This is a genomic window from Acrocarpospora sp. B8E8, assembly GCF_039871605.1.
GTDB lineage: Bacteria > Actinomycetota > Actinomycetes > Streptosporangiales > Streptosporangiaceae > Acrocarpospora > Acrocarpospora macrocephala.
The window spans coordinates 13,839-36,840 of sequence record NZ_JBDPLV010000060.1 but is presented as its reverse complement, the minus strand read 5'-3'; the positions used below and the strand labels follow the sequence as shown (position 1 = coordinate 36,840).

Genomic DNA, 23,002 nt, shown 5'->3' with positions numbered 1-23,002 from the left:
ATGTAGGGACTATTGACGGCCTTCCATCGGCCGTTATTGGCCCACATCCTGTGAGGGACTGAGTGCCTAGGTGTGAGTGGGGAGTAAATGGAATCCGGGAACCACCTCGAACGAGGAGAAGCATCGGGGCTCACTGGTCAGCTCTTTCGGATGTTTTCGCTGCTTCCAGGGGTTGCCTTCGCGGTGGAGACTGCTGCCGCGCTGGCTGGTGTACGGGCGGGAATGGTTAGCCGTGCGCTGACGACACTGGCCCAAGCAGGTCTGATTGTGCGCACCATGCCCCCAGGCCGGTTCCGACTCAACGAGGCGTTTCGCAGCCACGTCGGTGACGCGAGGACTTCGGGCGACGATGAGGCGCTGGTCCGGCTGGTGTCCTGGTATCTGCACACCTGTGACTGGGCGCAGTTCACGCTGGCGCCGTCTGACGCCTGGGACCCGAAGTGCGACAACCCGACTGAGGTCACGCCCAAGTCCTTCGAGCTGCCGGAGGAGGCACTGCGCTGGTGGCAGGAGGAGCGTGTCACGATCGTCTCGGTGGTCCGGGCCGCTTCAGAGGCGCGATTGCACGGGTTGGTCTGGCGGTTAGCGGGTGTGCTGTGGGCCATCTACGCCCAGTGGAACGCCTATGAGGACTGGGAGGAAGTCGCCAAGATCGGTGTCGCCTCCGCTGAAGCTGACGGGGACCGGGCCGGTCAGGCGCTGGCGTTGGAAAGCCTGGGCGAGCTGTACGTGCAGACGGGGCGGCTGGAGGAAGGCGAGGCCAGCCACCTGACTGCGCTGGAGATTCGCCGCCGACAGGGCGACCGATTTGGTGAGGCGTCGTCCTTGAACGCTCTGGGCCTGCTGGAGTTACGCCGTCGCCGTTTTCGCACGGCCTGCGCACGCTTCGACGAGAGTACTGACATCTTCGTGGATCTTGGAATGCCTCGGTGGACGGCCGTGGCTGCCACCAACGGCGCGGAGGCAATGATCGAACTCGGACAGACCGCGGAGGCGGCGCAGGTCTTGTCCGAGATGGTGGAGGTCTTCGCTGACGAAGGAGATCGTTCCTCAGAAGGAAAGGCGCTGGCCCTGCTCAGCCGCGCCCTGCGTTCCAGCGGCGACTTGACCGATGCACGCGCCCGCATTGATGCCGCGCTGGAGATAGCCGCTGCTGCGGGTAACCCGATGTGGCGAGGCTACTGGCTGCTGGAACTAGGCCGCGTACAGGGAGCGGCCTGGCAGTACCCGGATGCCCTGGATTCCTTTGAGCGCTCCTTCGCCATCCATCGCGAGCTTGGCAACCGCAGCAGAGAAGCGCTGGCGCTGGACGGAGCGGGAGAGGTCCATCTAGAGCTACAGATGTACGCGGAAGCATCGCAGCTCTACCGCATGGCCGAAGCGGTGCATCGTGAGCAGGGTGACCGCTGGCCGCAGGCGCTCAGCCTGTGCGGAATGGCAAGGGCGCAGTTCGCCATGAAGCATTTCCAGGAATCACGAATCTCGTGGGAGAAGGCGTTGACGGCTCTGGCCGTTTTCAACGATCCGCCCGCCTCGAAGCTGCGGGAAGAGGTCATTAGAGAGGTTTCCTATTTTCGTCACATCATGGGTGAGTTCCATGAGGTTTAAAGCTTCTGCAGAGCCGACGAGCAAACGAATTCGTTAATCAGGAGAGAGGCTTCTATGGCCAAGGCAGAGGAAATTGATCAATCATCCGCGACTTCGGATACCGACGAAACCCCCTGTGTAAGGTGGGGCTCAATCGAGCTTCCCGGAACGCCGAGCGCTACTTCAAAAGCCCGCGCGTTTGTCCGCGAAGTGTTTGAGAGGCGGGCCGACGAACGAGTACACGATATGCTAATACTTGCGACTGAATTGTTCTCCAATGCGGTGCGGCACTCGGATTCGGGCTGGGATCCGGATGGGAAGATCAGGCTTCAGATTACGGAATTGGCCGGGATTCTTCATCTCCAGGTCGTTGACCAGGGATCTGCGCGTACGGTGCCCTACCTTATTTCCAAGCCTGGCGAGGAGGGGTACGGGCTCCAATTGGTGGAGAAGATTTCCAGCGAATGGGGGCACTGCTACTGCGGGGAGGGTGGCCGCACAGTCTGGGCCAACTTGGCCCCACCTGGAGAGTCATCGGCCTGGCCTGAGCTTGAGCAGGGCACAGTGGCTCCGGGTGAGGTGGCCGCGAGTGACGATGCGGGGCCAGAGGAGTCGGAGAAAGAAAGCGGGCCGGCTCGGCCTACGACTTCACAACAAGTCGTGCATGTGGCAGCCGTGCTGGCAAGAAGAATGCGGTCGGGGCAGGTCACTCCGGGCTCGCGCGTAGCGACCCAACAGCAGTTGATGGAGGAGCACGGCGTATCCAGGCAGGTCGCTTGGAGCGCACTATGCCTCTTACGCATCGAAGGCTACGCATATTTTCGGAAGAACGTAGGCACCATATCTACTGAAGGGTATTATTGGCCCTCGGACGAGAGCTTTCTCTTTGATGAACTCGTAGAGCACGGATTCAATGCATAACGATCCGACTAGATAAACGAGAATGCACGCTGGCGCGATAATTAGCTTTCGCTCTGGCTTGCCCCCCATTTCATGGGCAGGTAGTCCACCTCCCGGATATTACGATTGATGTACCGTGCACGGCTATATGGCGGGTTGTTTTCCGGTCCGCCCTTCCCCTGCGCCGCCGCGTGCCACTTTTCATTCAAGTGTCCGCCGGGTTGACGGGGTTCCACGGACCCGCGGTTGTCCTTTCTGGGCGTTGTGGCGGCTCGGGTGCTGGTCAGGTCGTTGCCGGTAAGGCTTGCAGCCGGGCGAGGGCGGTGATGATCTGCTGAGCCCAGGGCCACCGGGCGGCGATGCGCAGCCGTAATCGCCGGCCTCCCCGCGCCAGACGGCTGGCGACGGCGAACAGACGCAGCCGGAGCCGTTTGGGTTCATAGCGGCGGGCCGGGCTGTCCTCCAGGGCGAGCATCTGCATCCAGGCCAGCAGGCCGGAGGCCAGAACGACGATCTCGCACCAGACCTGGTTCTGGGCGAAGCCATGCAGGCCAGGTTGCGCAGTCCGGTGTCCTTGGTGGGTGCGGATGCGGTCCTCGCAGCGAGCGCGGCGACGATGACGCAACCCCAGCTCATGTGGACGCTCACACTCAGCACGGAGACAGCCCATCTCGGCTTCCCGCTCGGCATCACGCTCAAGCAGCTGGGCGTTCTCCGCCCGCAGCCGCGTGTTCTCCTCGCGCAGCTCAGCAACCAGCCGCGCCATCTCCCGATTCGACTCCAGCGCCGCAGCCAGCGCATCCCGCAGCATGCCTCAGCATCCTCCGAATCCGGGACAACACCGGCCGCAACCACCATGCACCCCAGCAAACACCCTCAGCAGCCGCGAATCACGCACCACGGACCAGCGTTTCGCAGTCCACGGCGTCAGGACCGCAACCTCCCGTCACACGATCTCCGAATACCTACTTGCCGACCGGTTCGGCGGCTCAGCTGAGCTCCGGAGAGCCATGGAGCGACTCGGCGAGAAGATCTACGAGTCTGCGTAGACCTATATGGGACTTTTAGTTTCATGTCACGCTTATACATGAAACTAAAAGTGACTATGAGTTCTTCGCGCGATAGAGGAGCCCCATAGTGCACGTGACAGGCTGTGGCGTGTAGCGAAAGGCCAGCGTGGCTACATCTCCCTCCTGCGCGGCCTGATCCCAGTCTCGGCGAGGTCTGAAAACGCCGCCATCGGGGTCAGCACCCATTTATGCGGGATATGACATGCCGTCAGTTCGGCTAGCCTTCTGCGTCGTACAGCTACGAAGTACACCCAAACCCTCGTGAGTCACCCGAAAATGTCAGCGGCGGTGATCGAGATGATGTCCGGGGAGGGATCGATATGGGTCACGGTTTCGCGTGCGCACAGGGCGTAGACGAGTTCGTCGGCGATCGGCAGACCTGATTCGACCGCTTTGCGGCGCAACCCGGTCAGCAGGCGGTGACCGTTCGCGCTAGCACCCCATTTGGCCTCGCCCACGAGCGTGACTGTCCGGCTGCGACCGGTCAGGACGACGGCGTCAAGCTGGCAGGGGTCTTCCGCCCCGGAGACGCTCTGCCGCCAGAATTGGCCAACGTCGACCACCGGCGACAAGCGAGGGTCCTTCGGCGCGATCAGGGTCAGGTGGGCGCGGAAGGCCTCCTCCCAGCGGTCACCCATGAAATCGTCGAACTGCTCCTGGACGACCTGAAGAACATCATGGCCCAGGCCACGCACGATGGCAGGCCGGTGAGTTTCCACGATGGACAGCCAGAAGGCGAGAAAGTTGTCCGCGACCCGATAGTGGGCGCGGCGCGCGTCCGGCTTGGCACGGACGGGCTGGACTCGTTCGATCAACCCGAGATCTCGCAGCGCCTGGAGCGCCCTGGTGGGTTCCGCGCCGATCGCATCCTTGATCTCCGAGAATTTCGTACGACCCGCGGCGATTGCGCGCAGGACCTGTTCCGGGATCCGTTCGCGCCGCCCGCCGGCGAAGTCCTCGGTGGCGAGCACCAGTTCGCCTTCGTTCAGCAGAATGCCCTGTTCCGTGCAAACCAGTCGTTCGAGGTTCTGCTGGAAGGTGGCCTGGTCGTCCCACAAGGCGAGATAGTACGGCGTGCCACCACAGACCCCCCACGCCCTGGCACGGTCGGCGGCCCCCAGTCCCGGCAGCATGAGGGCGGCCTCCCCGGGAGTGAACGGGCGCAGGTGCAGCCGGAGCGTTGCCCGTCCGAACAGCGGAGCGCGTTCGGCCTGCAACGCCTCCATCACCCGGACCGCCGAGCCAGTGATCAGCAGCCGCAACTTGGTATCCCCAACCTGCTCCCAGAGCGCTCTCAGGGCGCTTTCCAGGTTGGGTTCGCTCTGCAGGAGTTCGCCAAACTCATCGATCACCAGCAGTAGCGGTTCATCTTTCGCGGCATGGGCAAGGACCTCGATCACGTCATCCCAGTCTGCGAATGGCCGACGCGTCAGGTCGCGACGGCTGTCGCTGGCGAACGGATGCGCCAGTCTGGACAGGAGCGCCAGTTCCTGTTGGACCGCCCGGTTGCGCGCGACGTGGAAGACGACCCGCTTGTCCCGGGCCCAATGGGAGATCAGAAAGGACTTTCCGACCCGCCTGCGCCCCCAGACGACACCGAACTGGGGACCGGGCTGATTCCACCAGGCATCGAGCGTGGCCAGTTCTCGCCGTCGGTTGATGAAGGACATGATCCAAAATAACCTACGACTATCGTATGCTGCAATGGTCGTAGCATACGGAGGCACGAGATCGTACGCGAGGGTATCTCTGTGCCGTCTATTTACGTTCGGTGGATCAGGCGTTCGTAGCGAGGGCTCAGCCGGTAGGAACGGGTCTTGCGAGCCGAGTCGTGGATCTCCAGCAGTCCGTCTTGGATCCATCGGCGGGCGAGAGGGGCCACCGTCCGCGCGCTGAGGCCCAGGTGGGAGGCGATCTGGGCACCGGTCACGATCCCGCGGTCGCGAAAGAGCTCGAGCAACCGGCGGGCGCGCGGATCGAGATGCCGCAACGCCACCGAATCGTCACGGCCGGAGACGGCGCCGCCCACCTGAGCCTCAGTTGCGCGTACGCGGACCGCACCCAAGGCGTCCGCCATGCTCACGCAGAAGAAGCCCACGAAACCGGTGATGTCCGCCTCCGCGCGCCCCAAGTAGTAGTTGTGCGAAGGGCCGACCGTCAGCGCCGCATAGTACGCCGAAAGATCGCGGGCATAATGCTCGTCCAGGGAGTAGATGCCCTTCAAGCCATAGCCGGTCCGATGCAACACCAGCGTGGTCAGCAGGCGGGCCGTACGCCCATTGCCGTCGTAGTACGGGTGGATCGTGGCGTACTGGTAGTGCGTGATGGCCGCGACGATGGGAGCAGGCAGCTCCCGTCTCTCCAGCTGCTCGTTGATCCACTCGAAGAGCTCAGCCATGAGGACGGGCACGTCCCCGGCCTCGGGCGGCATGTAGACGATGCGTCCGGTGGCCGCATCCCGGATGACGTTTTGGCCAGGCCGATAGGGTGAGGGCGTCTTCATGCCATCGTGGACCAGCCCATGGACGCGGCGCATCTCCGTCTCGTCGATCGGCCCAGTGGCTGCGGCCAAGGATTCGACATATTCGAGCGCGCGATAGTAGTTGCGCACCTCCACTTCGTCGCGCTCTCGTCCCGGGAAGTGCGCCCCCTGTAGGGCCTCGGCCACCTGCGCCTGGGTGAGCCGGTTGCCTTCGATCTGCGTGGAGTAGTGGGTCGCGGCGAGCTTGGCGGTCTGGCGGAGCCCGGCCAGCACCTCCACGTTGATCGGCAACTCCATGATCGCCTGACGGTCCCCCTCGATGGCCATCAGCGCCGTGGCAATCGACGGTGAGATCGTGAAGTTGGGCGTGAACACCCGTCAATAGTACTTGAGCACGTTGATAAATGTTGAATAAATCGTCGATACGAACGGACTCCGTAAGCGGTCTGCCATCGGCCAGAGGGGGGAAGTGTGGCCTGGCCTAGTCGTGTACCGATCTTGCGCGGAGGTGGACGCGTTCGCCCTGGCGGCCGAAGAGGCTGAGGACCTCGACGGGGGTGGGGTCGGCGGTGCCGAACCAGTGGGGGATGCGGGTGTCGAACTCGGCTGCTTCGCCCGGGGTGATAACAAGATCTTTATCGCCGAGTAGCAGGCGGAGGCGGCCGTTGAGGACGTAGATCCATTCGTAGCCTTCGTGGGTTTTCTGATCGGGGGGTCTCTGAGGGGAGACGGGAATGATCAGTTTGTACGCTTGTACGCCCCCGGCGCGGCGGGTCAGCGGGACCATGGTCATGCCGTTGTGGGTAACGGGGCGCAGGTGGACCCGGGGGTCGCCGGTTGGTGGGGCGCCGATGAGTTCGTCGATCTGAACTCCGTACGCCTGGGAAAGCAGCAGGAGCAGTTCCAGGGTGGGGCGGCGCTGGCCGGATTCCAGTCGGGACAGGGTGGAGACCGAGATGCCGGTGGTCGCGGAGAGGTCGGCCAGTGTGGTCTCGCGTTGGCGCCGCAGTGTGCGCAGCCGGGGTCCGACGGCGGTGAGCACGTTGTCCAGGTTGTCCTCCATACGACCAGTTTGCCATAACAGCAAGAATGTTTGCGCTTTTCGGGCTGGCGATCGCATGGTGTTGGTGGAGGTGGTCGCGATGACCCAGGCAGAGCAGTTGGCGCAGAGATTCGATGTCGCGGTGATCGGTGGCGGGGCGGCCGGTTTGAGCGCGGCGGTGGTGTTGGGGCGGGCACGGCGTTCGGTGGTCGTGATCGACGCGGGGTCGCCGCGCAATGCCCCCGCCTCCGGGGTGCACGGGTTCCTGTCCCTGGATGGCATCAGCCCGATGGAACTGGTCGAGACCGGCCGTAAGGAGGTCGAACACTACGGTGGCCTCGTTGTCCATGGCGAGGCCCAGTCGGTGCGCCGTACCGCGGACGGGTTCGAGGTGGCCTTCGACGAGGGCCGAGTCGTCAGCGCCCGGCGGTTGCTGGTGACCACGGGGTTGGTCGACGAACTGCCCGACGTCAGCGGTGTACGGCAACGGTGGGGCCGCGATGTGGTGCACTGCCCGTACTGCCATGGGTGGGAGATCCGTGACCAGGCCGTCGGCGTCCTCGGCACCGGACCCGGGGCCATGCACCAGACGTTGCTGTTCCGGCGGTTGACCTCGGACCTCGTGCTGTTCACCCACACCGCACCAGCGTTGACCGAAGAACAAGCCGAGCAGCTGGCCGCCTCCGGAGTCCGAGTCGTCACCGGCATCGTGGACTCCGTCGAAGTCGCCGACGACCGGATCACCGGGGTGCGTCTATCCGACGGCACGGTCATACCCCGGCAGGCAGTGGTCGTCGCGCCGCAGTTCGTGGCATCCTCGCAGGTGCTGGCCACCCTCGGGCTGCGTCCCACCCCCCACCCGTCCGGTCACGGAGCGTTCATCGCCGCCGACCCCACCGGTCTGACCGAAGTTCCGGGCGTGTGGGTCGCCGGAAACGTCACTAATCTCATGGCACAAGTCGTCACCGCAGCCGCCGAGGGTGTCTCCGCCGCCGCTGCCATCAACGCGGATCTGATCACCGAGGACACCCAACGTGCCGTAACGGCATACCGGAGAGCCACGCCCGACCACATAATCACGAGCGGCCACATCTCCACGGACGGCGGCAGAACACACACGGACGATCACGTGACCACGAGCGAAATCGCGGGCCTCGTCTCCGCGGGCGGCGACGCAACGCACATGGGCAACCACGCAGCCACGAGCGAGATCGTGGGCGGCGACGCAACGCACGCGGCCGACCACGATCACGCGGACGTCAGCGTCCACTTCACCCAGGAGTTCTGGGACGAGCGCTACAGCTCGTCCGACAGAATCTGGAGTGGCAACGCCAACCCTCACCTCGTCGCCGTTGCCGCCGACCTTGTCCCGGCTACCGCGCTGGACGTCGGCAGCGGCGAAGGGGCCGACGCGATCTGGTTGGCTTCCCAAGGCTGGCGTGTCACCGGGGTCGACGTGTCCCGCGTGGCGTTGGATCGCGCCGCCGAGCAGGCCGCCGAGGCCGGTGCCGAAATCGCCGGCCGGATCACCTGGCAGCAGGCCGATGTCCTGTCCTGGGATCCCGCGCCACTGCGGTTCGACCTGGTGTCGGCGCAGTTCATGCACCTACCTCGCCCAGAGCTCGAGTCACTGCACCGGCGGCTGGCCGCGGCCGTCCGCCCAGGCGGAACGCTCCTCATCGTCGGTCACCACCCATCGGATCTGGAAACCTCGATGGGCCGCCACCCCCATCTCGACCTCATGTTCACAGCGGACCAGATCGCGGCCACCCTGGACCCAGACGACTGGCACATCGTCACCGCCGCGGCACCCGAACGTCAGGCCGTCGACCCCAACGGACACATCCGCGACGCCGTCCTGCGCGCCGTCCGACGCCACTGACAAACCCGGGACTTCTCGGCCCCGATGCCGCCGGGTGGCTCAGAGGATTTCACCCCCGAGCCACCCGGCGCCCTGATGCCGACGTGCTTGCCGATTTACGAGGCGAGAGTTGGCACGCGATTTAAGCAAGAAGGGGAAGGAAGCTCGTATACGAAGGTGGTGGGATCATGTCACCCACGGGAGTACACAGTCTTGAGCGCACCATCCAGACCACCAACCGCTGGCTGGCGAACCTCTCCGACGCGATCGGCACCGACAACCGGGAGTTCGCCTACCACGTGCTGAGAATGTGGCTGCACTCGGTCCGGGACGGCCTGACCGTGGACACCGCAGCGCATTTGGCCTCCCAGCTACCCGATCTGGTGCGCGGTATCTACTACAACGGCTGGAGCCCGAGCTCCGTACCGATCCGTCGCGACCGGCAGGAATTCATCGAACATTTCTGCCGGTCCGGCCGCATCGCCCATACGGACGTGCCCAAGCTTGGACCGATCGTGACCGCCTTCCTCTGCGATGAGATGTCGGAGTCACCAGTCCTGCACGCGCTCGGCCAGTTGCCTCAGGAGGTTCGCGAGCTGCTGCAACCCACTGAGGTGCCCAAGACTGATCATCCAATACCGGGCCGATAACTGGGCACGATAATCCGATGGGTGCGGGTGCGTCAGGAACCAGGGGCGGGAGAACTGGTGCCACCGCCGCCATGTCGTTCCGCGGACGAAAGTGAGATGTATTTCCTCGCAGCCCCAGAAGATTTCGAGGAGTCATGAATTCGGCGTGAGTCCATTGCTCCGCCCCTTTCACGCGTGTCGACTGTACGGCGGTGGGCTGGAAGGATGGTGGGGTGTCCCCTATGGACCCCGTGCTGCGGGCGGTGCGGGCAGCTTATTTCGCGGTGGTGTGTGTGGGCGTCACCGCAGGTGGTCATGCCTTCGCCGGGGGTGGGGTGGTTGGTCCGGGTGTGGCCGGTGTTGGGGGGATCGGCGCGCTGGGGGTCGCGTATCTCGTTGGTGGGCGGGAGTTGGGGGCTTGGCCGGTCCTGGGGGTGACTCTCGGGGCGCAGGCGTTGTTGCATCTGTTGTTCAGTTGGGCGGCGCCGGTCACCCCGCCGGGTGCGCATCTTCATCTGAATATGGGGATGGGGGTGGTTCATCTGGTGGTGGGGCTGCTGACTGGGTGGTGGCTGTATCGGGGGGAAAGTGCGCTGTGGCTGATGCTGCGGCTGTGGAGGGCGCCGTCGGTTCCGGTGTTGCGGTGGATGTTGGGGGTTGTGCCGGTTGGGGTGGCTACGCCGTTGTGGACGGTTGTGGCGTTTGAGGAACCGGCGGTGGGGCGGACGCGGGATGTCGCGGGGGGTATCGCCAGGCGAGGGCCTCCGGGGGCGGCGTGCGCCGACTGATGTGGTCGGCGCGGACGTTGTAGGTCATCCCTGTCGTGCCCGGCTGGAGTCTGGGCGTTACCTCTGGAGTTCACGTTGGCTTCCCTGCCGCGATTCGTCCGTAATTCCCTGGCGGCTGCGCTCGCCTGCGGACTGTTCCTTGCGATACCGGCCGCGCCGGCCGCTGCCCATGACCGTCTGAAGAGTAGTAATCCCGCCAAGAACGCCAAAGTCGACAGTGTGGAGACGATCACGCTGGACTTCACCTCGAAGGTGCGGTTTCCGGCGGTCGTGCTGATGCTGGGGGACGAGAAGATCGACCTCGGGAAGCCGAAGCTGGACGGGACCAAGGTGCGTACCGAGGTGCCGGAGGCGTTGGCCTCGGGGAAGTACACGATCGCGTGGCGGGTCGTGTCCGTGGACGGGCATCCCATCGAGGGGGAAATCCCGTTCACGGTGAAGGCCGACCCCAGCCCCAGTCCCTCGCCTGAATCCACACCCACGTCGAGCCCCACGGAGGCGGTGTCGGCACCGGTTACGCCGACGCCGGTGACCACCTTCTCGGAGGCGAGCGGCGAGGAAGAAACCGCGGACGGTAGCGGCGTGCCTGGATGGCTCTGGATCGGGGGCGGGATCCTGGTCGTCGTTGGGGTCGTCGTCTGGTTCAGCACCGGACGCAAGGCAAACGAGACCTGATCGACGACCGAAGTCTGATCACTGACGTTTGCCGGCCATTTGGCGGACCGTCCGCCAGCGGCCCATCAGGAGCAGCATGAGGGTGATGATCGTCAGGGCGGGGAAGGCCAGGGCGAGCATCGCCCCCAGCTGCTGATCGGTCTCGCGATCGGGAGCCCAGACGAGGTCCAGCCAGACATACCAGTCGTCCCCGCGCGACGGGCCGATCAGCAGGAAGAACGTGATCAAAGCGTTCAGGGCCAGGGCGGCGGCCAGGATCCGGGTGCGCACGATGGCGACGATCGGGCGAGGGAGCGGGTCCTCCCCGATCGCGGTCGCGAAGAAGATGAAACCCGTCAGGACCACGATGACCTGAAGGATCAAGCGCACCGCGAGACTGGATTGGGCCAGGTCGAAGAACGGGGTCAGGTAAAGGGCCAGGAGCGGTACGCCGTACAAGCCCAGCGCGGTCCACGGATGGGAGAGCGCGCGGCCGAGCGGGCTGTCGATTCTGGCCTGGCCGGACGGGTTGACCTCCTGGTAGAGGGTCAACGGGGCGCCGAAGACCAGGAGGGCGGGGCCGAGCGTGCTCAGCAGGCCGTACTGGACGGCGTGGATGGAGAAGATCGCGGGGGCGTAGGCGGCCAGGCCGCCGGTCATCGCGTACAGGAGGATGAGGAGGCCGCCGAGCCAGGCGGCGGTGCGGGCGGGCGGCCAGGGCTGGGCGAGGCGGCGCACTCCCGCCAGGTACGCGACGGCGAGGCCCACCACGATCAGCAGCAGGATCGGGTCGGGGCGGATCTGGGTGAGCAGGCCGCCGGGCGAGAACGGGGAGAGCACGTAGCCGAGGGCGGTGTTGTCGGTGGTCAGCTCGACCTCGGACGGAGGCGGCGCGGTCCTGGACAGGCCGACGGCCAGACCGACGGTGGCGAGCATGACGACGATCTCGCCGGCGGCCAGGCGGAGGAAGGGCGCGCGGGTGTCGCCGGAGGACATGGCCTCGATCGTGGTACGGCGATGCCGCCACCCGAACCAGCCCAGGACGAGGAGGGCGGCGATTTTGGCCAGGATGAGCAGGCCGTACCGAGTGGTGAAGATGGGTTCGAGGCCGCCGACGCGGACCCACGCGTTGATCGTGCCGGAGACGCCGACGGCGATGTAGCAGCACAGGGCGAGCGCGCTGAACCGCCGCACGGTGGTGACCAGGTCGGGGGAATCGCGCAGGAGCAGCACCAGGGCCAGCAGGCCGCCGACCCAGATCGTCACGGCGGCGATGTGCAGCATCAGGCTGGAGACGGCCAGGTTGTGGTCGGCGGCGGAGGCGGAGTGCCCGGCGTACGCGGGGGGAAGCACGGTCACGACCGCCATCGCGAGCAGGACGACCCTGCCCCAGGTGCCGAGCGGCAGCAGCACGCCGATGGAGACGGCTAGCGCCAGCACGGTCACGATCAAGAACGCCTGCCCCTGCGGGATGTTGAACAGGAAGGTCGGCAGCACGCCCGATTCGACGGCTTCGCCGACCGGCAGGCCGAGGAAGTCGGACAGGGTGAGCAACGCGGTCAGCGAGGCGCTGAACGTCCAGACGACCGCCCATCGCCCGGCGGCCTGGGCGAGCGAGGCGCGCGCTTTGGCGTCCTGCGCGGCGATGACCGATACGACCAGGATGCCGACGGTCGCGACCGCGCAGATGTCGTGGACTAATCGGACGATCGGCAGGCCCCAGCGGGTCAGCGACCCTGGCGATGGCAGGCCCGCGATCGTCGGCGCGGGTGTTCCCCCACCGAACCAGAGCGCCACCAGCAAAACAGCAAGAGCCGCGAGCGCGCCGACGAATGCCAGCGTTCCGCCGCGTAACCGCGGAGTGGTCATCGCCGACATCCTCTAAAAGATCCCGCCATAACGGTTCCTCAGTATGTCTGTTTCGGTAGTCCGGGGCGAGAGGTGCTGGGGATCGTGCCCGCCCGGCCGTCGGACGGGCACGATCGCGCGTCAGCCGAAGATCCGGTGCAGGCGGTGGACCCGGCGGATCACCAGCCAGTCGAGGAGGAGCACGGCCAGCATCGTGATGCCCGCGAGTGGGAACAGCAGGCCGAGGACGGCCATGATCGCGATCACCGCGTACGAGGTGCGGCGGCTGGTCGGCCGGGCCGGAGCGCCCGCGCGGCCGCGGGGGCGGCGTTTCCACCACATCCAGACGCCGGTGATGATCAGGGTGATCAGCGCCAGGCAGGCGGCCAGCATGACGATCAGGTTGGCGGTGCCGTAGCGGCGGCCTTCATGAAGGGCGATGCCCTGTTCGACGGTTTTGGCCATGAGCCCGTACTCGTTCCAGCCGAAGTCGACGAGGAGGCGGCCGCTGTACTGGTCGATGTGCAGGGTCTGGGCGGCGGCGGGATCGCGGCGAGGGTCGGTGACGACGGTGTAGACACCCTCGGCGCCGTCAGGAAGAAGGATCTTGACGTCGCATTCAGCTGGGGGGCAGTCCCGGATGGCCGGTCTGGCGGTGGCGAGGGCGCTTTCGATGGAGATGGCGCCAGGCTGGAGGACGCCGGTCGCCGAGCCGTGGCCCGCGTGGGATTTGGGCACCGGCAGACGTTCGGCTGCCCACGGGACCTTGGCGTCCGGGTTGGTGGAGAGATCGCCGGACAGCGTGGAGGACGACTCGACGCTCGGGTATCCCGAACCGAAGCTGTCCTGGAGACGCTGGACGCCGTCGCCCCACACGCCGGACCACGGCAGACCAGACAGAACCAGGAAGACGATCGCGAAACCGGCGAACGCTCCGGTCAGCGTGTGCAGGCGGCGCAGCCGGGCCCGCCCGGAGCGGCGCGGCCGTTTCCGGGCGCGGCTGGTCCACCAGAGGTAGGTGCCGGTGGCCACGAGGATCAGCGCCCAGCAGGCGGCGGTCTCCACCACACGATCCCCGATCACGCCCGACATGAGCTCGCCGTGAACGGTTCTGACGATCCGCATGAACGTGACCGAGTCGTCGATCTGCCCGAGCACCGCGGCACTCGACGGTTCGACATACACCGAGACGCCCTGCGCCCACGGCCCCGACTCCGCCCCCTCCATGATCACGCGTGTGCTCCGGTCCGACGCGACCGGCGGGATGACCGACATGACCGGCACACCCGGCCGCGCGAGCTGCGCCGCCGCGACCTGCTCGGCGAGCGGCCTCGCGCTCCCGACGGGTTCCGCGAGGGTACGGACGTCCTGATAGTTCCACTCTTCGAAGGGTTCCTTGAACAGGTAGATCCCGCCCGTTACGGCGAGCACGAAAAGCACGGGAGCGACGAAGAGACCGGCATAGAAATGCCAGCGCCAGAAGGCGCGGTAGCGCTGCGAGGAAGCAGCCGGCGCCACGGAGGGGATCTCCGGGCGTACCTCGACCGAGGTCATGAGTTTCTCCATGGGGAGAGCAGCAGGGGGACGTCATGAGCCATGACGGAATAGCCGCGGCGACAACAGCGGCCTGAAGAGAGCGGGAAAGACCTAGTGACGCGGTGGGCCCCTGCGGCACAGCGTCCAGGTGAAGATCTGGCTGCCCGTGATGGCGGGAGCCGGGCCGGTGATCGGAGCCACCGACCGAACCGGAATCACCACCAGGGTGGCGGCGAGGAGGCGGAGAAGGTCAAGCAGCGAGCAGGCCAGCAGGCGTATCAGGGTGGCGAGCGCGTTCTCGCCGCGTTCCAGCCACCAGGCCGACAGCGTCGCGACGAGCGCGTGCGCGAGCACCATGCCCAAGGCGGTCGACAGGCCACCGCTGTGGTGCCCGTCCGTGTCCACCACGGCGCCGGCGCCGAAGAGGCGGTGCATGCCGTACTGGGCGGCGAAAGCGGCGGGAAGCAAGGCGGCGAACCCGCGACGGCGGCGGGCCAGCAGGAACGCGCCCGCTCCAGTCGCAGCCGCCGCCCCGGCCAACGTGACCGGCCGCACACCAGCCCCACCCGCGAGCACGTGCATCCCCAGCGACGTCAACACGCAGACAACGGCGAACACCCCGGCACGCAGGGCACGAAACACGGGCCGACCGCTGTCCACGCCCCCCATGCTCGCAGAAACGATCAGCCTGGCAAGATCCAATCTCCCGGGATCACCACCCACGCGCGAAGATACGCAGCCCACGGGCCGACCGTTCGAATCCTGTCGCATGAAGCATTCAGATGTCAGCGGTCTGTGCGGTCGATGACAGTGGGGGTGGCCAGGCTGGTGGTATGACATTCGCGTTCGAGGCGGAAGGCCTCGTGAAACGGTATGGGAAGACGACCGCGCTGGCCGGGATCGATCTGGGTGGGCGGCAGGGAAGTGTGCTGGGGGTGCTGGGGCCGAACGGGGCGGGGAAGACGACGGCGGTGCGGATTCTGGCGACCCTGTTGCGGCCGGACGAGGGGCGGGCCGCAGTCGGGGGGCTGGATGTGGTGCGGCAGGCGGCCAAGGTGCGGCGGATGATCGGGTTGACCGGTCAGTACGCCTCGGTGGACGAGGATCTGACCGGGATGGAGAACCTCGTCCTGATCGGGCAGTTGCTGGATCTGCGGCGGTCGGAGGCGCGGGCCCGGGCGAAGGAGCTGCTGGACGACTTCGGGCTGGCCGAGGCCGCCAATCGCACGGCCAAGACGTATTCGGGGGGAATGCGGCGGCGGCTTGACCTGGCGGCCAGCTTGGTGGGTCGCCCCGATGTCCTCTACCTCGACGAGCCGACGACGGGGTTGGACCCGGTCAAGCGGGACGACGTGTGGACGATCATCCGGTCGCTGGTGGGGGACGGCGTGACCGTGCTGCTCACCACGCAGTATCTGGAGGAGGCGGACGCGCTGGCCGACGACATCTCGGTCATCGATCACGGGAAGGTGATCGCGAACGGGAGTCCGGCCGAGCTCAAGCGGGTGGTCGGGGGGCAGACCGTGCTGGCCAGACCGGCCGATCCGGCCCGGCTGGAGGACGCCGCCGCCGTGCTCGCGTCGGTGGCCGGACGCCCGGCCGACTCGCCGACCCGGGGCGTGGTGGCCGTGCCCGTGGACGGCGACGCGGCCTTCACCGAGATCGTGCGGCGGCTCGCCGACGCGGGCATCGTCGTCACCGAGCTCTCGCTGCGCCTCCCCAGCCTGGACGAGGTCTTCTTCACCCTGACCGGCCGCCACACCGAGGAGGAGGCGGCATGACCCAGACATCCCGACTGACGGACAGGGAAACGAGCATGACGACCATGGCCCGGCCGGTTGCGGTGCGGACCGTGGAGCGGCCGTTCGGGCTGGTGCGGCATAGCTTGGCGTTGGGCAGGCGGAGCCTGATCAAGACGCTTCGCACGCCGGAGCAGTTGCTCGACGTGACCCTTCAGCCGATCATCTTCACCCTGGTGTACGTGTATCTGCTGGGCGGCGCCGTCGCCGGTTCCACCCACGACTACCTGCAGTTCCTGCTGCCCGCCATCCTGGTCCAGACGGTGCTGTTCGGCGGCATGGCCACCGGCGTCAACCTCAACACCGACATCGGAAAAGGCGTGTTCGACCGGTTTCGCAGCCTGCCGATCGGACGATCCGCGCCGCTCATCGGCTCGGTTATGGGCGATCTGATCAGGTACGTCGTCGCGACCATCTCCCTGATGGCGACCGGCTCCATCATGGGCTTCCGCATCCAGACCAATCCGCTGTCCGCACTGCTGGCCATCGTGCTGACGATCGTGTTCGCGTTCTGCCTGAGCTGGGTCTTCGTCCTGGTCGGCATGCTGGTACGCGAACCCGGCTCAGTCCAGGGCATCGCCTTTCTCGTCCTGTTCCCGCTCACCTTCGGCACCAGCATGATCACCCCCAAGGAAACGCTGCCAGGCTGGCTGCAGACCTGGGTGGACATCAACCCGGTGTCGCACGCGATGGAGGCGTCGCGGGCGCTCATGGTGGGCGGCCCGGCGGGGTCGCACATCACCTGGAGCATGGCGTTCTCAGTGCTGCTGCTGGCCGTTTTCGCGCCACTCGCCGTGCGCGCCTACCGCCGCAGGACCTGAACCGCACCGCACCTGCGCGATGGCGTCGGCTCGGGCGAGCGCGACGCCATTCGCGTACGCCCGCCCGTAGGCGGTCTCGCCCAGGACGGTGGCCAGGTGACCGGAGACTCTGACCACTTCGGCGTTGAGCCGGTCCGCCGCCCCGCGCAGCTGCTCGGTCGCCCCGAGCGTCACCGCGCCCCGGACGGGCTCGCCACGCCCGGCCTGGACAGCCACCGCGGCGACCCCCACCCTGGCCAGCACGGGCATATCCTTCGCGATCATGGTCAGGTCGGCCGCCAGGTCGACGAGCTCCGCCGCTGCCTCCAGGTCGCCCATCTCCACGGCCAGGTAGGCCCGGGACGTCAGGATCAGCGCCCGGAACTGCGGCGCGAGCAGTCGCATCTCGTTCAGGCCTGCCACTTCGGCGACGGCCAGGCCGTACTGGCGGGCGGCCTCGTCCAGATCGCCGACCCAGCGGGCGATATCCCCCAGACCAAGGCGGGCGAAGACGACATTGCGCACCGTCCACTCCCGCGTGTCGTGCACCGCCATCTCCTCCAGTTCGGCCCGCGCCCGGGCCACGTCCCCCTTCTGGGCTCGCACCTGGGCCAGCCAGATCCGCTGGTGCCCGGCGTCGTCGTCGGGGTTGAGCTGGCGGACCAGGATGATCGCCTCCTCCAGGGCGGCGATGGCGCCGTCGAAGTCGCCGGACACCAGCAGCACGTCGGCCAGCGAGGTGAGCGCGTGCCCGAGACCCCACCGTTCGCCGATCTCGCGGTAGAGGGTGACGGCCACCGTCAGATCGACGTGCATGCCCGAGCGGTCGCCGTCGTTCTCGCGGATGAAGGCGCGGAGCAGGTGCAGGGTCGCCCGGACCCAGGGGTCGGGGTGGTCGAGTCGTGCGCCGATGCGCTCCAGGCCGCGCGCGGTGTCGTCGGTGAACAGGGCGAGAGCCGGTTCGATCAGCAGGAGCAGCGGATGGCTCCCGTCCGTGCCAGACAGATCGGCGAGCTCCTCGAGCTCCTCGATGGTGTTGGCGAGCTTGGCGAAGTTGTCCGAGACCGCGGAGTTGATCAGATAGAGCGCGGTGGCGATCTGGCGGGCGGTCTCGGGAGCTTCGCCGGGGACGTCGAGAGCGAGCCGCAGCCAGCCCGCGGATTCGCTGCGTTTACCGCGGATCAACCAGAACTGGCTGAGCGCGGCGCCGAGCCGTACCGCCGTGTCGGCGTCGCCGCGGTCGGCGGCGAAGTGCAGGGCGGCGAGCAGGTTGGCGTGCTCGGTGTCGAGGGTGGTGATCCAGGCCATCTGGTCGCCGCCCCGCAGGTGCGGCTCCGCGGTCTCGGCGAGGTCCAGGAAGTACGCGGCGTGCGCGGCCCGGGTTTCGACCAGATCGCCGGATTCGGCCAGGCGCTCCAGCGCGTACTCCCGGATGGTTTCCAGCATGCGGTAGCGGGGGCCTTCGACGAGCTGGAGCAGTGACTTGTCGACGAGGGCGGCGAGCAGGTCGAGTGTGCCGCCCAGGGATTCGGCGGCGGCCACCGTGAATCCGGCCGGGAAGACGGCCAGCCGGGCCACCAGCCGCCGCTCCGCGCCGGTGAGCAGGTCCCAGCTCCAGGCGACGACCGCGCGCAACGTCTGGTGCCGAGCCATCGCGGTACGGCTTCCGCCGGTCAGGAGCCGGAATCGGTCGTCCAGGCGGGCGGCGACCTGCTCGACGGCGAGGACGCGGAGCCGGGCGGCGGCCAGTTCGATGGCCAGCGGGAGGCCGTCCAGGCGGCCGCAGATCTCGATCACGTGGCCGGTGTTGGCGGGGGTGAGCGCGAAGCCCGGGGAGACGGCGGCGGCCCGGTCGGCGAAGAGCCGGACGGCCGGGCCGAGGTCGTCGGCGGTGGGCAGGCGGAGCGGCGGGACGGGGTAGAGCGTCTCGCCGAGGATGCCCAGAGGTTCCCTGCTGGTGGCCAGGACGCGCAGGCGCGGGCAGCGGCCGAGGAGCTCGTCGGCGAGGCGGGCCACCGCGTCCACGACGTGCTCGCAGTTGTCGAGCAGGAGCACGGTCTCGGCGCCGGACAGCGTCTCGACCAGGCGGCCCATCGAGTCGCCCTTGGCGTCGCCGCTGTAGGCCGGGCCGAGCGTGCCCAGCACGGCCTGCGGCACGTCGGCCGGATTGGTCACGGGGGCGAGCTCGACCAGCCAGGCGGCCTGCGGCAACCCGGCGGCGACGGTGACGGCGAGCCGGGTCTTGCCCGCGCCGCCGGGGCCGACGAGCGTGACCAGCCGATCCTGCCGGAGCCTGGCGCCGATCCAGGCGATCTCGTCGTCCCTGCCGACGAAGCTGGTCAGCGCGGTACGGAGATTCCCCCGCGACCGCCGTACGGGAGTGGCGGGACCGCGCAGGACGGCGAGGTAGGTCTGCTGGAGCGCCTGCCCGGGGTCGACGCCGAGCTCGTCGGCGAGCAGCCGCCGGAACTCGTCGTAGCCCGCCAGCGCCTCGGCCTGCCGTCCTTCCGCGCAGAGCGCGCGCATGAGCAGGCCGCGAAGCCGCTCCCGCAGGGGATGCTTGGCGGCGAGTTCGGCCACGTCGGCGGCGAGCCCGGCCGGGGAGCCGAGCGCGAGCCGGGCTTCGATGCGGTCCTCGGTGGCCGACAGCCAGGACTCGTCCAACCGGCTGATCGCCGCGTCCACGAAGGGCGCCTCGGCGAGATCCGCCAGCGGACGCCCGCGCCACAGCCCGAGCGCGTCGTCGAGCCGCGCCACGGCCGTGCCCGGATCCCCCGCCTCCAGGGATCGCCGCCCTTCCCTGGCGAGCCGCTCGAACTTGTACAGATCCACGTCGTCCCTGGGCACGTCCAGGCGGTACCCGCCCGGCGCGGACCGCAGCGGCTCCGCCCGCGGCAGTGCCCTGCGCAGCCGGGACACCAGCGACTGGAGCGCGTTGGCCCGGTCCGCCGGCGCCGCCTCGCCCCACAGCGCCTCCGTGAGCTGGTCCAGCGTCACGACCCGCCCGGCGTCGATGGCCAACCGGACCAGCAGGGCCCGCAATCTGGCCCCGCCGATCGTCGACACCTCGCCCCCGGCGACCACTTCGAGCGGCCCGAGGATGCTCACTCGCATACCCGCCACTCTGCCACCCGATGTGGATGGAGCGGGCAGCTTGACCTGGAGCCCACTCCAGTTGGCATGGTGGGACGTATGAGAACGCGAGAGATCGGTACTGTGAGTGTCAGCGCCATTGGTCTTGGTGCGATGCCCATGTCGGTTCTGGGGCATATGCCGGATGAAGCCCAGTCGGTAAGGACCGTGCACGCCGCGCTGGACGCGGGAGTGACGTTGATCGACACCGCGGACGCGTATACGCCCTCGCATCGTGAAGTCGGGCACAACGAGCGGATCATCGCGAAAGCGCTGGCGTCCTGGGGTGGCGACACCGACGATGTGCTGGTCGCGACCAAGGGCGGGCACACCCGGGTGGCCGGGGGCGGTTGGGGGTTGAACGGGAGTCCCACGTACCTGCGGGAGGCTTGTGAGAGGTCGCTCAAGGCGCTGGGTGTGGACAGCATCGCGCTTTATCAGCATCACCGGCCCGATCCTTCGGTGCCGTACGCGGAGAGTATCGGCGCGTTGAAGGAACTCCTGGAGGCGGGGAAGATCCGGGCCGCCGGGATCTCGAACGCGAATCCGGCGCAGATCCGGGAGGCGGCGGAGATCCTCGGGCCGGGTCTGGTGAGCGTGCAGAACGAGTACTCGCCCCGGTTCCGGAGCAGCGAGCCGGAGATCGATGTGTGCGAGGAGCTGAACCTGGCGTTCCTGCCCTGGTCGCCGCTGGGCGGGATGGGGTCGGCACGGCAGCTGGGCAGCGCGCACGCCGCCTTCGGCGAGATCGCGGACGCGCATGGGGTGTCGCCGCAGCGGGTCTGTCTGGCGTGGATGCTGGCGCGCAGCCCGATCGTGATCCCGATTCCGGGGTCGAGTCACCCGGACACGATCACGGACTCGCTGGGCGCGCTCGACCTGGAGCTCACCCCGGAGGAATTGGCTCGTTTGAGCGGATAATCAACCTATGGATCCAGTACGGCACAGCGTCCGCGCCCTTCTGTTCGACGGCGAGGAGCTTGTCCTGTTCAGGCGGGATAAAGCGGGACGTGAGCCGTACTGGATCACGCCGGGTGGAGGAATCGAGAAGGGGGACGCCTCGCCTGAGGCGGCCTTGCGGCGGGAACTCGAAGAAGAACTCGGCGCGACCGCCGGCCCGGTCGTGCCGGTGTTCTCGCTGGTCGAACCCGATTATCGGAGTACGGTCTACGTGGCCCGCCTGGTCGAGATGGATCTGTCCCGCCGGAACGGACACGACAGCAGCGGCCACGAGATCCAGCGCATTCGCCCCGAGGACGTCGGCACGGTGAACTTCGTCCCGGAGGAGTTGCGCGAGTTCGTCATCGAGAACGCCGCCGTCCTCCCCTCGCTGGTGGACGCGCGGCGGCGGTATCGCCCGGTCGTGGACGTGCACGTGCTGCTGTTCGACGGGGATCGGGTGCTGCTCGGGCTGCGCCGCGACACCGGCTACGCGGACGGCGAGTGGGGCGCGATGCCCTCCGGCCATCTCGACGAAGGCGAATCGGTGCTCGCCGCCGGAGCGCGCGAAGCCAAGGAGGAACTCGGAATCGAGGTCGGCGAGCTCGACGTCGTCCACGTCATGCACCACCGCAATCCAGGCTGCGCAAGCCGCATCGGCTTCTTCCTCGTCGCACGATCCTGGTCAGGCACCCCCATAAACGCAGAACCCGATAAATGCGAAAAAATCGCCTGGTTTCCGGTGTCGGAGCTCCCGGTCAACACGCTTCCAGCCGTCGTCGCGGGCATCCACGCCCAACGGGGGTTCTTCTCTCTGCACGGCTGGGAGCGGCCCGAACTGGCCGAATTGCGGGACGAAGCGGCGCGATCCAAATGCGAGGAACTGACCGTGGCCGTTCTCGCGGCGGTCGACGGTGGCGTGTTGATGATCTCGGACGCGGAGAGCGATCGGCTGCCGTCCACGATCGTGCGGCCGGGTGAGAGTTTGGAGCAAGCGATCGCGCGCCTGCATCCTGGACCGCCGCGCTACGCGGGTGCCGCCGACTACGTGAGCTCGACGGGAGTCACCGGCAGAAGGTTCGTCTTCGCGGTGACGCCCCCGCCGGACAGCGTTCCCAAAGGTCTGCGCATGCCCGCCCGCGACCGCGCGCTCATCGAGGCCTGGTGAGCTCCACATGCCCTTCGGTCGTATGCCAGTAATCCCGTGACTCCGTGACCAGGCCCTCGTCGTCGAAGGTCACAAAGACGCACCCCGCCAGCGTGACCGGCTGACCGTCCTCGTTGGCGTGGACGAGGAACTCCACCGCCGCCGTACGCCCGTCCACCAGGGGTTCGCCGAACCGTACCTGCACGATCTCTTCGGAGGCGAAGGACCAGGCCAGGTATTCGATCAGTTCGGTCTTGCCCTGGTGAACCGGGCGGAACGGCATCGAGCGATGCACGCAGGTGTCGGCGTACAGCGCGGCGAGCAGAGCGGTGTCGTGGGTGGTCCAGCCTATTTGCCAGGTACGGGCGAAACGGCCGGCTGCCTCTCGGGGATCCATCGGGTTATGACACCACGACGGGCCTCGATCCACAGCGCCGTGCCGGTGATCAGCGCGCCCGCGCCCTCCCAGAGGCCGACGCCGAGAAACTCCGCCGGCGCGGCTTCGGTGATGACGAGGATGGTGAAAACCGTACAGGTGAGCAGACGGAACGGAACCGTCCACAGGTAGAACGATCGGAACTCAGATGCGGCGGCGAAAACGTAATAAATCCCCATATTGATGGCTGCCATTGAGGAGGCCGCCATGTACACGAGGGTGTAGTCGCCAGGAGCGCGCTGGTCAAGCGCCTCGAAGCCCAGCATGCCGAGCAGGGTTGACGGGGAAAGAAGGCCCAGGATACCGAGGGCGAAAGCGAGTATGCCGAAAACGGCCATGGTCCAGCCCGAAG

19 protein-coding genes and 1 pseudogene are annotated in these 23,002 nt (G+C 67.2%); 10 read left to right on the top strand and 10 right to left on the bottom strand.

Annotated features, from left to right (window positions below):
- Window positions 1-150: 150 nt before the first annotated feature.
- Complete coding sequence (locus tag ABGB08_RS40570; RefSeq protein ID WP_347601844.1) at window positions 151-1,608, top strand: tetratricopeptide repeat protein; 1,458 nt, start codon at window positions 151-153, stop codon at window positions 1,606-1,608.
- A 54-nt stretch (window positions 1,609-1,662) separates the two neighbouring features.
- Window positions 1,663-2,508, top strand: coding sequence for an ATP-binding protein (locus ABGB08_RS40565; protein ID WP_347601842.1), 846 nt, complete (start codon window positions 1,663-1,665; stop codon window positions 2,506-2,508).
- Between the two features lie 262 nt (window positions 2,509-2,770).
- Here ABGB08_RS40565 and ABGB08_RS40560 read toward each other — a convergent pair.
- From ABGB08_RS40560 to ABGB08_RS40545, 4 genes and pseudogenes are all read right to left on the bottom strand, one after another.
- Window positions 2,771-3,118, bottom strand: a pseudogene (locus ABGB08_RS40560) (transposase); the annotation flags it as partial.
- Between the two features lie 705 nt (window positions 3,119-3,823).
- Window positions 3,824-5,227 carry an ATP-binding protein gene (locus ABGB08_RS40555; RefSeq protein ID WP_347601840.1) on the bottom strand — a complete coding sequence of 468 codons (1,404 nt, stop codon included), beginning with the start codon at window positions 5,225-5,227 and terminating at the stop codon, window positions 3,824-3,826.
- 92 nt (window positions 5,228-5,319) lie between these two features.
- Entirely contained in the window at window positions 5,320-6,414 is a 1,095-nt protein-coding gene (locus ABGB08_RS40550; RefSeq protein ID WP_347601838.1) for a Fic family protein, read from the bottom strand.
- Window positions 6,415-6,520: 106 nt separating this feature from the next.
- On the bottom strand, window positions 6,521-7,102 hold the full coding sequence (locus ABGB08_RS40545; RefSeq protein ID WP_347601836.1) for a helix-turn-helix domain-containing protein: 582 nt from the start codon (window positions 7,100-7,102) through the stop codon (window positions 6,521-6,523).
- A 79-nt stretch (window positions 7,103-7,181) separates the two neighbouring features.
- Between ABGB08_RS40545 and ABGB08_RS40540 the strand changes: the two genes are divergently transcribed.
- The 4 genes from ABGB08_RS40540 to ABGB08_RS40525 all read left to right on the top strand — a co-directional run bounded on the left by ABGB08_RS40540 (window position 7,182) and on the right by ABGB08_RS40525 (window position 11,034).
- A complete protein-coding gene (locus ABGB08_RS40540; RefSeq protein ID WP_347601834.1) occupies window positions 7,182-8,963 on the top strand; it encodes a bifunctional NAD(P)/FAD-dependent oxidoreductase/class I SAM-dependent methyltransferase in 1,782 nt (593 codons plus the stop codon).
- 167 nt (window positions 8,964-9,130) lie between these two features.
- Window positions 9,131-9,592, top strand: coding sequence for a DUF2267 domain-containing protein (locus ABGB08_RS40535; RefSeq protein WP_347601832.1), 462 nt, complete (start codon window positions 9,131-9,133; stop codon window positions 9,590-9,592).
- Between the two features lie 221 nt (window positions 9,593-9,813).
- Complete coding sequence (locus ABGB08_RS40530; RefSeq protein ID WP_347601830.1) at window positions 9,814-10,359, top strand: hypothetical protein; 546 nt, start codon at window positions 9,814-9,816, stop codon at window positions 10,357-10,359.
- A gap of 75 nt (window positions 10,360-10,434) precedes the next feature.
- Window positions 10,435-11,034, top strand: coding sequence for a copper resistance protein CopC (locus ABGB08_RS40525; protein WP_347601828.1), 600 nt, complete (start codon window positions 10,435-10,437; stop codon window positions 11,032-11,034).
- A gap of 18 nt (window positions 11,035-11,052) precedes the next feature.
- Here the strand turns inward: ABGB08_RS40525 and ABGB08_RS40520 are convergent, their stop codons facing one another.
- From ABGB08_RS40520 to ABGB08_RS40510, 3 genes are all read right to left on the bottom strand, one after another.
- Window positions 11,053-12,882: a cytochrome c oxidase assembly protein gene (locus ABGB08_RS40520; protein WP_347601826.1), complete on the bottom strand. Its 1,830-nt coding sequence runs from the start codon at window positions 12,880-12,882 to the stop codon at window positions 11,053-11,055.
- Window positions 12,883-13,002: 120 nt separating this feature from the next.
- Window positions 13,003-14,415 (bottom strand): PepSY domain-containing protein, encoded by a 1,413-nt coding sequence (locus ABGB08_RS40515; RefSeq protein ID WP_347601824.1) that lies wholly within the window; start codon window positions 14,413-14,415, stop codon window positions 13,003-13,005.
- A gap of 93 nt (window positions 14,416-14,508) precedes the next feature.
- Window positions 14,509-15,057, bottom strand: coding sequence for a hypothetical protein (locus tag ABGB08_RS40510; RefSeq protein WP_347601822.1), 549 nt, complete (start codon window positions 15,055-15,057; stop codon window positions 14,509-14,511).
- A gap of 173 nt (window positions 15,058-15,230) precedes the next feature.
- On the opposite strand from ABGB08_RS40510, the gene ABGB08_RS40505 reads away from it, so the two are divergent.
- Together ABGB08_RS40505 and ABGB08_RS40500 are read left to right on the top strand one after the other, a co-directional pair.
- The gene (locus ABGB08_RS40505) at window positions 15,231-16,178 is read left to right on the top strand and encodes an ATP-binding cassette domain-containing protein (RefSeq protein ID WP_347601820.1); all 948 of its coding nucleotides are present in this window, start codon (window positions 15,231-15,233) and stop codon (window positions 16,176-16,178) included.
- The gene (locus ABGB08_RS40500; RefSeq protein ID WP_347601818.1) at window positions 16,175-17,017 is read left to right on the top strand and encodes an ABC transporter permease; all 843 of its coding nucleotides are present in this window, start codon (window positions 16,175-16,177) and stop codon (window positions 17,015-17,017) included. The genes ABGB08_RS40505 and ABGB08_RS40500 overlap by 4 nt, the downstream gene beginning before the upstream one ends.
- On the opposite strand, the gene ABGB08_RS40495 is transcribed toward ABGB08_RS40500, so the two are convergent.
- A complete protein-coding gene (locus tag ABGB08_RS40495; RefSeq protein ID WP_347601816.1) occupies window positions 16,955-20,110 on the bottom strand; it encodes a BTAD domain-containing putative transcriptional regulator in 3,156 nt (1,051 codons plus the stop codon). The two genes, ABGB08_RS40500 and ABGB08_RS40495, sit on opposite strands and share 63 nt — an antisense overlap.
- Window positions 20,111-20,176: 66 nt before the next feature.
- Here ABGB08_RS40495 and ABGB08_RS40490 point away from each other — a divergent pair, with 66 nt between their 5' ends.
- Both ABGB08_RS40490 and ABGB08_RS40485 read left to right on the top strand, forming a co-directional pair.
- Complete coding sequence (locus ABGB08_RS40490; protein WP_347601814.1) at window positions 20,177-21,049, top strand: aldo/keto reductase; 873 nt, start codon at window positions 20,177-20,179, stop codon at window positions 21,047-21,049.
- A 7-nt stretch (window positions 21,050-21,056) separates the two neighbouring features.
- Window positions 21,057-22,235, top strand: a complete 1,179-nt coding sequence (locus ABGB08_RS40485) for an NUDIX hydrolase (RefSeq protein WP_347601812.1) — start codon at window positions 21,057-21,059, stop codon at window positions 22,233-22,235.
- Here ABGB08_RS40485 and ABGB08_RS40480 read toward each other — a convergent pair.
- Both ABGB08_RS40480 and ABGB08_RS40475 read right to left on the bottom strand, forming a co-directional pair.
- Window positions 22,219-22,611 carry a nuclear transport factor 2 family protein gene (locus ABGB08_RS40480; RefSeq protein ID WP_347601810.1) on the bottom strand — a complete coding sequence of 131 codons (393 nt, stop codon included), beginning with the start codon at window positions 22,609-22,611 and terminating at the stop codon, window positions 22,219-22,221. The genes ABGB08_RS40485 and ABGB08_RS40480 overlap by 17 nt on opposite strands.
- Complete coding sequence (locus tag ABGB08_RS40475; protein WP_347601808.1) at window positions 22,563-22,988, bottom strand: hypothetical protein; 426 nt, start codon at window positions 22,986-22,988, stop codon at window positions 22,563-22,565. Before ABGB08_RS40475 ends, ABGB08_RS40480 begins: the two co-directional genes overlap by 49 nt.
- Between the last annotated feature and the right edge of the window lie 14 nt (window positions 22,989-23,002).

What these genes read in the sequence shown, in the direction of transcription:
- ABGB08_RS40570 (WP_347601844.1), top strand. Translation starts at nt 151, where the DNA reads ATGTTTTCGCTGCTTCCAGGGGTTGCCTTCGCGGTGGAGACTGCTGCC.
- ABGB08_RS40565 (WP_347601842.1), top strand. Translation starts at nt 1,663, where the DNA reads ATGGCCAAGGCAGAGGAAATTGATCAATCATCCGCGACTTCGGATACC.
- ABGB08_RS40555 (WP_347601840.1), bottom strand. Translation starts at nt 5,227, where the DNA reads ATGTCCTTCATCAACCGACGGCGAGAACTGGCCACGCTCGATGCCTGG.
- ABGB08_RS40545 (WP_347601836.1), bottom strand. Translation starts at nt 7,102, where the DNA reads ATGGAGGACAACCTGGACAACGTGCTCACCGCCGTCGGACCCCGGCTG.
- ABGB08_RS40540 (WP_347601834.1), top strand. Translation starts at nt 7,182, where the DNA reads ATGACCCAGGCAGAGCAGTTGGCGCAGAGATTCGATGTCGCGGTGATC.
- ABGB08_RS40535 (WP_347601832.1), top strand. Translation starts at nt 9,131, where the DNA reads ATGTCACCCACGGGAGTACACAGTCTTGAGCGCACCATCCAGACCACC.
- ABGB08_RS40530 (WP_347601830.1), top strand. Translation starts at nt 9,814, where the DNA reads ATGGACCCCGTGCTGCGGGCGGTGCGGGCAGCTTATTTCGCGGTGGTG.
- ABGB08_RS40520 (WP_347601826.1), bottom strand. Translation starts at nt 12,882, where the DNA reads ATGACCACTCCGCGGTTACGCGGCGGAACGCTGGCATTCGTCGGCGCG.
- ABGB08_RS40515 (WP_347601824.1), bottom strand. Translation starts at nt 14,415, where the DNA reads ATGACCTCGGTCGAGGTACGCCCGGAGATCCCCTCCGTGGCGCCGGCT.
- ABGB08_RS40505 (WP_347601820.1), top strand. Translation starts at nt 15,231, where the DNA reads ATGACATTCGCGTTCGAGGCGGAAGGCCTCGTGAAACGGTATGGGAAG.
- ABGB08_RS40500 (WP_347601818.1), top strand. Translation starts at nt 16,175, where the DNA reads ATGACCCAGACATCCCGACTGACGGACAGGGAAACGAGCATGACGACC.
- ABGB08_RS40495 (WP_347601816.1), bottom strand. Translation starts at nt 20,110, where the DNA reads ATGCGAGTGAGCATCCTCGGGCCGCTCGAAGTGGTCGCCGGGGGCGAG.
- ABGB08_RS40490 (WP_347601814.1), top strand. Translation starts at nt 20,177, where the DNA reads ATGGTGGGACGTATGAGAACGCGAGAGATCGGTACTGTGAGTGTCAGC.
- ABGB08_RS40485 (WP_347601812.1), top strand. Translation starts at nt 21,057, where the DNA reads ATGGATCCAGTACGGCACAGCGTCCGCGCCCTTCTGTTCGACGGCGAG.
- ABGB08_RS40480 (WP_347601810.1), bottom strand. Translation starts at nt 22,611, where the DNA reads ATGGATCCCCGAGAGGCAGCCGGCCGTTTCGCCCGTACCTGGCAAATA.
- ABGB08_RS40475 (WP_347601808.1), bottom strand. Translation starts at nt 22,988, where the DNA reads ATGGCCGTTTTCGGCATACTCGCTTTCGCCCTCGGTATCCTGGGCCTT.